The sequence below is a fragment of the Pseudomonas sp. Leaf59 genome (assembly GCF_920984685.1).
In the GTDB taxonomy this organism is placed as follows: Bacteria; Pseudomonadota; Gammaproteobacteria; order Pseudomonadales; family Pseudomonadaceae; genus Aquipseudomonas.
The window spans coordinates 104,961-112,278 of sequence record NZ_CAKLBR010000019.1; the positions used below are offsets into that span (position 1 = coordinate 104,961).

5 protein-coding genes and 1 pseudogene are annotated in these 7,318 nt (G+C 61.0%); 1 reads left to right on the forward strand and 5 read right to left on the reverse strand.

Annotation, left to right across the window (positions count from 1 at the left end; translation table 11 throughout):
• Positions 1-35 precede the first annotated feature (35 nt).
• Both LUB09_RS24135 and LUB09_RS24140 read right to left on the reverse strand, forming a co-directional pair.
• Positions 36-1,100, reverse strand: a complete 1,065-nt coding sequence (locus LUB09_RS24135) for a methyl-accepting chemotaxis protein (RefSeq protein ID WP_442964107.1) — start codon at positions 1,098-1,100, stop codon at positions 36-38.
• Between the two features lie 75 nt (positions 1,101-1,175).
• Positions 1,176-1,682, reverse strand: a pseudogene (locus LUB09_RS24140) (MCP four helix bundle domain-containing protein); the annotation flags it as partial.
• A gap of 196 nt (positions 1,683-1,878) precedes the next feature.
• On the opposite strand from LUB09_RS24140, the gene LUB09_RS19080 reads away from it, so the two are divergent.
• Entirely contained in the window at positions 1,879-3,234 is a 1,356-nt protein-coding gene (locus tag LUB09_RS19080) for an MATE family efflux transporter (protein ID WP_209982429.1), read from the forward strand.
• Between the two features lie 21 nt (positions 3,235-3,255).
• Here LUB09_RS19080 and LUB09_RS19085 read toward each other — a convergent pair whose 3' ends face one another.
• Genes LUB09_RS19085 through dxs form a run of 3 tightly spaced genes read right to left on the reverse strand, consistent with a single transcriptional unit; the run spans position 3,256 to position 7,013 of the window.
• The gene (locus LUB09_RS19085; protein WP_209982426.1) at positions 3,256-4,227 is read right to left on the reverse strand and encodes a terpene synthase family protein; all 972 of its coding nucleotides are present in this window, start codon (positions 4,225-4,227) and stop codon (positions 3,256-3,258) included.
• 30 nt (positions 4,228-4,257) lie between these two features.
• Positions 4,258-5,187, reverse strand: coding sequence for a 4-hydroxy-3-methylbut-2-enyl diphosphate reductase (gene ispH, locus LUB09_RS19090; RefSeq protein ID WP_231423407.1), 930 nt, complete (start codon positions 5,185-5,187; stop codon positions 4,258-4,260).
• On the reverse strand, positions 5,184-7,013 hold the full coding sequence (gene dxs, locus LUB09_RS19095; RefSeq protein WP_231423408.1) for a 1-deoxy-D-xylulose-5-phosphate synthase: 1,830 nt from the start codon (positions 7,011-7,013) through the stop codon (positions 5,184-5,186). The genes ispH and dxs overlap by 4 nt, the downstream gene beginning before the upstream one ends.
• Between the last annotated feature and the right edge of the window lie 305 nt (positions 7,014-7,318).

A 7,318-nucleotide genomic window follows, 5' to 3' on the forward strand; every position in this document is an offset into this window, starting at 1 on the left:
AGACGGCCAAAAAAAGATAACGGGACCTATGGCGGTCAGCGGGTCGCCACGCTGAAAAAGGCTACCTTGGTGCTCAACCTGTCCGCCAGTTCCGCCAGTTCCTGGTTGGCGTTTTCCACCACTTCGGAGCCAACTGCCGATTGCACGGTGGAACTGTGGATACGCGTGACGTTCTGCGCGACCTCTTCGGCGGCGGCGCTCTGCTGCACCGAGGCGCTGGCGATCTGCGCGTTCATGGTGTTGATCGCGCCGACTTCCTCGCTGATCTTGCCCAATGACACTTGCGAATCGCGGGTCTGGCCGACCGTGGTCTGGGCCAGGGCGCGGCTGCGCTGCATGATGTCGGCGGCGCTCTGAGTGCCGCTTTGCAGTTTGCCGATCATGTCGCGGATCTCCTGGGTGGACTCCTGAGTGCGAGTTGCAAGCGAGCGCACTTCGTCGGCCACCACCGCAAAGCCGCGGCCATGTTCACCGGCGCGTGCGGCTTCAATCGCGGCGTTCAGGGCGAGCAGGTTGGTCTGCGCGGCAATCGAGTTGATCACCTCAATCACCGTTTCGATGCTTTCGCTGTCGCTGGACACCTGATTCACGCGGGTAGTGGCCTGTTCGAGAATTTCCGCCAGTTCTTCAATCGCCACGCTCACTTCACCCACCAGACGGTGGCCGCTGTTGACTTCGGCATCGGCCTGCAGGGTGGCCCTGGCGGCGGCCGAGGCGTAGCCCGATACCTCATTGACCGACGCGGCCATTTGCGTAATGGCGGCGGCCACATGCTGGGCTTCGCTGGTTTGCAGGGTGATCTGCTGGCGGTTGTCGCCAGCCGCAGACAACAGGGTCACCGATGAATCCCGCAAGGCCTGGGCCGATGCGCGCACTTCGGTGATGGTGTCGCCCAGGCGAATCAGGGCATTTTTGAGAATGCCCATTACGCTGTCGGGGTGACGCGTCTCGATACGCTGGTTCAAGTCACCCTGAGCCAGGCGCCGGATCGCCTCGGCCACTTCTTCCGGCTCGGCACCGAGGGTGGCCTTGACCTTGCGGATGATCAGCAGCGACACCAGTACGCTCAACACAATCGCCACGGCGCTGGCCAGCAGCATCAATATCGCGAAGTTGCTCGCTGCGGTTTGCACCGAGCCAAGCTGGTGCCGGATCCGCGCCTCTTCAAAGTCAATCAATGCGTTGACGCGTTTGAGCCACTCGGAATAGAGGTCTGAACTCTGGGCCAGCAACAGCGCCTGTGCGCCGGCGATGTCGTTATTGCGGCGCAGGCTGATGACGCGCTCCGAAGACGCCAGGGTCTGCGTCTCGATAGCCTTGATATCGTTCAGCAGGCGGGTTTCCTCGGCGCTGGCGCCGCCGTTGCCGAACAGGCGGTCGAGTGGCAGGGCGGCGTCCTGATAGTCTCGCTTGAGCTGGTCGATCTCGGCCAGGTGCCGATTGAGCGCGGTCTCATCCGTGACCAGTACCGCATCGCGAATAGCGATGGCGCGGTTGTGCACGCTGCCTCGAAAATTGATGGCGTAGCGCTGGGCCACGGCGGCTTTTTCGGCGACGTCCTTGAGCGTGCTGTCGATAAAGCCCACGCGCTGGATACCCACGGCGGTGATCAGCACCAACAGTGACAGGGTGGAAGCAAAGCCCAGGCCGATACGCATCGCCAGCGAGACAGGTTTTTTCATGTGAGGCTCGATTCCAGAGGGATGAGAGATGATGGCTAATAGCTATTCCCGGCATGGAATCTACTCACCCGCAACCGGCGCGTCCAATCAGTAATTCGCGCACTTGTCATTGAGCAAATTGATCAAGCGCGGGAACATTGGATCCACATACGGTATAACTTGTGGATGCGTTAGTTCTTCGAGGCACCGTTTTTTCATGCAAAACCTTGTGCAACGCCCGCTGTGGCAGACCTACCTGTTCTTTCTCGCACCGATGGTGCTGTCCAACTTCCTGCAGAGCTTTTCCGGCACGTTAAACGGTATTTATGTCGGGCAAATGCTCGGCACCCAGGCGCTGGCGGCGGTGTCGGGGATGTTTCCCATCGTGTTCTTTTTCATTGCCCTGGTGATCGGCCTGGGGGCGGGCGCTTCGGTATTGATCGGCCAGGCGTGGGGGGCTGGCGAGACGGGCATGGTCAAGGTCATCACCGGTGCCACGCTGACCCTCGGCGCGCTGGTGGGGCTCATCGCGGCCGTGCTGGGCAGCCTGTTTGCGCGGCCGGCGTTGCAGGCGCTGGGTACACCGCTGGACGTGCTCGACGATGCGGTGGGTTACGCGCAGGTAATGATGTTGATCATGCCGCTGCTGCTGGTGTTCATCCTTTATACGCAGTTGCTGCGCGGGGTCAGCGACACGGTGTCGCCACTGCTGGCGCTGATGGTCTCGACCCTGACGGGGCTGCTGCTGACCCCCGCGTTGATTCGCGGCTGGATCGGCCTGCCGCCCATGGGCATCCAGAGCGCAGTCTATGCGGGGCTGGTGGGCAACACCCTGGCCATGCTGTTTTTGATCCTGCGCCTGCGCCATAAAAAGCACGTGATGGCGCCGGATCGCCAGTTGCTCGCGGCGTTACGCCTGGACCGTGCGATCCTCGGCAAGGTGCTGCGCATCGGCCTGCCGACGGGGCTGCAGATGGTGGTGCTGTCGTTGTCGGAGCTGGTGATTCTGGCACTGGTCAACGGCCACGGTTCCCAAGCCACCGCGGCCTATGGCGCGGTGACGCAGATCGTCAACTATGTGCAGTTTCCGGCGCTGTCGATTGCCATCACCGCCTCGATCCTCGGTGCCCAGGCGATTGGCGCGGGGCGTGTGGAGCGCATCGGGCCGATCCTGCGCGCCGGGCTGTTGATCAATACCTGCCTGACCGGCGGCCTGATCGTGCTGGGTTACGGCCTGTCACACTGGTTGCTGGGGTTGTTCATCACCGACGACACCGCGCGGGTCAATGCCGAACACCTGTTGCACATCATGCTGTGGAGCATCCTGGTGTTCGGCTTCCAGGCCGTGATCGGCGGCATCATGCGCGCCAGCGGCGTGGTGCTGATGCCGGTGGTGATCTCGATTGTCTGTGTGCTGTTCGTCGAGCTGCCGGTGGCGTACCTGCTCAATGCGCACTTCGGCCTCGAAGGCGTGTGGATGGCGTTTCCGGTGACCTACCTGATGATGCTCGCCCTGCAGATCGCGTACTACCGGTTGGTGTGGCGCCACAAGCAGATCAAGCGGTTGATCTGACAGACGCGCAATCAGGCTGACTCATACCTGATAGCGCGCGCTGTGGCGGTGCCATTCGTTATTGCCGGCCAGCCAGGCTTTTACGCCGGTCAGGAAGCGTTGCAGGGATGGCGAGGCGTGTTCGAGCAGTGCACGTTCCCGGGCTTGGTACTGATGCATGATGCTGTTGTGGATGTCGGCGGTCAGCCACAGGCCTTCCTGCAAGGAACAGTGCTGTTCGTGAGCCAACAATAATGGCAGGTTGAAGTCGCCTATTTGCGGCTGCGCTTCCTTGGGCGCGGAGTAGACGTCATTGGCAATGATGGTTGCACTGGCCGCCAGATTGACCACTTCGCGCACCGGCGCGGAGAAATATACAGCGGCGTCCAGTTCATAGCCGCCCACAATATCGATCAACGCCATGCAGGGTAGAAAACTGTTGACCTGTCGCTGCGCCAGGTATTCCCAGACGCAGGGCAGACTGAGTTCGATGCGCCATGAGGCTTCAGCGTTCATGGTGACGAACATGGCAATCGTCTCCAGCCGAACGCGAGCCATCTGGGGCTCGGAGCCGTAGCGCGCCAGATGACTCATATAACCTTGCAGGCCGCGCAATACCGGATCGGCGCTCAGCGCGCGTTGCAATGACAAATCGTGCGGCGAGGTCAGATAGGCCTTGTCCAGTGCCGCCAGCGCCAGCGATAGGCGCGGGCCCAGCAGCCTGGGAGCCGAGCCGCTGCGTTCATCGTCACAATACTGATCGTCCACCGCGAACAGCGCCGCTATGCATTTTGCCGACAGCAGCAGGCGGTCCGGTACGTCGGTATCGGGGTGGCAGAGCATCGCAAATCGCCCGAAATTGGAAGCGCGTACCTTGTCCGTCTGCCCCTCGAATATGCCCACCTCACTGACCCACGCCAGTAACAGGTCGTTGACGTGATTGCCAAGCGCTTCATCGATATGCGTCGGTGAAGGGCATTCCAGCGGCGGTATCTCCAGACGGAGGTTATTCATCGTGCCTGCTCCTGCGTTATAGCGTGACGGTTATTGTCGGGCGATCAACCCGTGAGGCAGTTGAAACTGAGCGTGCTCCTCGCGACCGGGCAAGGTGTGTATGTGCAACGGTTCAATGCGTGCCAGGGCTGCAATCACATCCTGCACCGAGGCCTCGGGGGTTGAAGCGCCTGCACTGATGCCAACGCTCATCTGCGGTGTAAACCAGCGTGGATCCACTTCGCTGCCGTCGGCCACCAGATAGCTGGGCGTGCCGCTGTCATTGGCCAACGTGCACAACGTCATCGCGTTGGCGCTGTTGGCATTGCCGACGATCAGTAACACATCCACTTGTGTGCAGAGTTCGCGTACGGCTCGCTGGCGATTTTGCACGGCATAGCAAATATCGCGGCTGGACGGCCCCACGATGTCGGGGTAGCGCCGTTTCAGGGCGTCGACCACCTTGCGCGTGTCGTCGACGCTCAAGGTGGTCTGGGTGAGATAAGCGAGCGGTGTACGGGGAGAAAATCCCAGTGCGTTGACCTGATCGACCGTCTGGATCAGGGTGATCGAGGCGTCTATCTGGCCCAGTATGCCGATGACCTCAGGATGTCCGGGTTCGCCGATCAGAATCAGCCGATAACCCATGGAGGCGTACTGGCGGCCATGGTTGTGCACCTTGGTCACCAGCGGACAGGTGGCATCCAGCACATGAAGATGGCGCTGCGACGCCTCCTGCTCCACAGCGCGCGTCACACCGTGTGCACTGAAAATGGTCACGGCACCACTCGGCACCTGGTCAAGCTCTTCGACAAAAATGGCGCCGTGATCCTGCAATGTCCGAACAACATGGCGGTTGTGCACGATTTCATGCCGTACGTAGACAGGGGGGCCATGTTGCTCCAGGGCCTGCTCGACCGTGTCGATGGCGCGTATCACACCGGCGCAGAAACCCCGTGGCTGAGCCAGGAAAATGTTCATGTTCGTGCACTCGCCTGGCAGGCCGACATAGCGTCGGGCGCCAGGGAACCCAACTGCTGCTCACGGGCGAATTGCTGTATTGAACGGGCGATGCCGATTGCGTCCAGGCGGTAGTGGCTTAATAGCTCGTCAGGTGTTCCATGTTCGATGAAATGGTCGGGCAAGCCCAGTTGCAGCAGCGGCGGGCGTTGTTTCAGGCCGGCCAGATACTCCAGGCAGGCTGATCCGGCACCGCCCATGATGCAGCCCTCTTCAACGGTCACCAGTGCGTCATGTGCCTGCGTGAGCGACAGGATCAGCTCGGCGTCCAGCGGTTTTATGAACCGCATATTGGCCACTGTGACATCGACCAGTGTTGCCGCTTCCAGCGCCCTTTGCGTCATTGAGCCAAATGCCAGGACGGCGATGCGCTGCCCGTGGGCCTGGGTGCTGGTGCGACGAATCTCACCTTTGCCAATCGGCAGTTCCCTCGGTTCGCAGCACGGTTTGGATGCGTTTGCTGACCCTCGTGGGTAACGCACCGCGCAGGGTCCGGATTGTTGCAGTGCGGTGTGCAGCATCTGTCGACATTCGTCTTCGTCTGCGGGGGCCATCAAGATGAGGTTGGGAATGCAGCGCAGGCAGGCAATATCGAATGCGCCCGTATGGGTTGCGCCATCGGCGCCGACGATCCCGGCGCGGTCAATGGCCAGTACCACCGGCAACTGCTGCAGGGCGATGTCATGGATCAGTTGATCGTAGCCGCGCTGCAAGAACGTCGAATAGATGGCCACCACCGGTTTCATGCCCTCGGCTGCCAAGGCTGCGGCAAACGTCAGCGCATGCTGCTCGGCAATACCGACGTCGAAGTAGCGATCGGCAAATCGACGCTCAAATTCCACCAGGCCCGATCCTTCACGCATGGCGGGGGTAATCACGACCACTCGTGGGTCGCGCTCGGCTTCATCAGCCAGCCATTGACCGAACACCTGCGTATACGTAGGTGCAGCAGGGGCCGCCGAGCGAATACCGACGATGGGGTCAAATTTCCCCGGCCCGTGATAGAGCACCGGGTCGGCCGCGGCGGGCGGGTAGCCGTGGCCTTTTTCGGTAACGATATGCAGCAATTGGGGCCCGCGACGGTCTTTCAAGGTGTAGAGCACGTCGAGCAATTGCCCGAGGTCATGCCCGTCGATGGGGCCTGTGTAGGTGAAACCCATGGCCTCGAACAGGTTTGCCGAAGGGCCGTCACTGCGCCTGGCGGCCAACGCGTCCAAGTGCTCGCGCAGCATGCCTACCGACGGCGAGATGGACAGCGCGTTGTCGTTCAGGATTACCAGCAGGGGAAGGTCCCGATACAACCCCGCGTTGTTCATGGCTTCAAAGGCCATGCCACCACTCAATGCGCCGTCACCGATCACCGCGACGCAATGCCTCTTGCGCGCGTGATGGCGGGAGGCAATGGCCATGCCCAGCGCGGCCGAGATCGAGGTGCTGGAGTGGGCGGTGCCAAAACAGTCGTAAGGGGATTCACTGCGTCGGGGGAAGCCTGAAATCCCGCCAAACTGGCGAATGGTGCCCATCTGCGCACGGCGCTCGGTCAGGATTTTATGGGCATACGCCTGGTGTCCCACGTCCCAGATAATCCGGTCGTCGGGGGTATCGAAGACGTAATGCAGGGCGATGGTCAGTTCCACAGTGCCCAGGTTCGCAGACAGATGCCCGCCAGTGGCGCTGACGCTGTTGAGGATGAAATTGCGCAGTTCATCAGCGAACGAGGCCAGCGCTTGCGTGGGCAAGGCACGCAGATCAGCAGGGTTGTCGACAGTGCCGAGGCGTTGGTTCATAGCATGACTCCGAAGTGTCTATGCCATCGGACGGTACTGCGGACCAAATGGGATTGAGGAAACGAAATGTAAACTTAGTGAATCAAGGGCAGAAAACAAGGGTTGGCCTTAGTTTGATTTCGAATTGACGTTATTCACAAGGCGATCAATGGGTTGTATACGCGCGAAGGCTAGCTTGTTGTGGCGAGCGGGCTTGCCCCGCGTTGGGGTGCGAAGCGCCCCCAATCAAGCAAAACGCGGTGTACCTGATACGGCTCAGCGTCTGGTTTTGGGGCTGCTGCGCAGCCCAACGCAGGACAAGCCTG